Source organism: Streptomyces noursei (assembly GCF_001646665.1).
Taxonomy (GTDB): Bacteria; Actinomycetota; Actinomycetes; order Streptomycetales; family Streptomycetaceae; genus Streptomyces; species Streptomyces lavendulocolor.
In genome coordinates, this window is sequence record NZ_LWBU01000270.1 from 77,722 (window position 1) to 78,002 (window position 281).

The window sequence follows — 281 nt, forward strand, 5'->3', positions numbered from 1 at the left end:
ACGGGACGGAGCCGCCGAGGTGATCCGCGAGTTGGTCGGGCTGCCGGGCGGCGGGACCGACTTCACCGAGGCCGCCGCCGTGGTGTCGTCCCTGCGGCTGTGGCGGACGACGCTCACCGGCCGTCAGGTCAAGCGTGCCAGGGCGGTGCTGGCCCGGTTGAGCGAGGCGGCGGTGGCGGCCTACCGGGCGGGCGACGAGTCGACCGTACCGGGTCGGTTGCGCGCGCTCGGCCTGGACGAGGCGGAGGCGCGGGGCGCGGTCGGGCTGTTCCTGCTGACCG

Annotated in this window: 1 protein-coding gene; it reads left to right on the plus strand. The window is 76.5% G+C overall.

All coding sequences use genetic code 11. The features are described 5' to 3' along the window. Nucleotides 1–19: 19 nt before the first annotated feature. On the plus strand, nt 20–281 hold a 262-nt coding region (locus A4V12_RS18575), incomplete at its 3' end, for a hypothetical protein (RefSeq protein ID WP_199831319.1).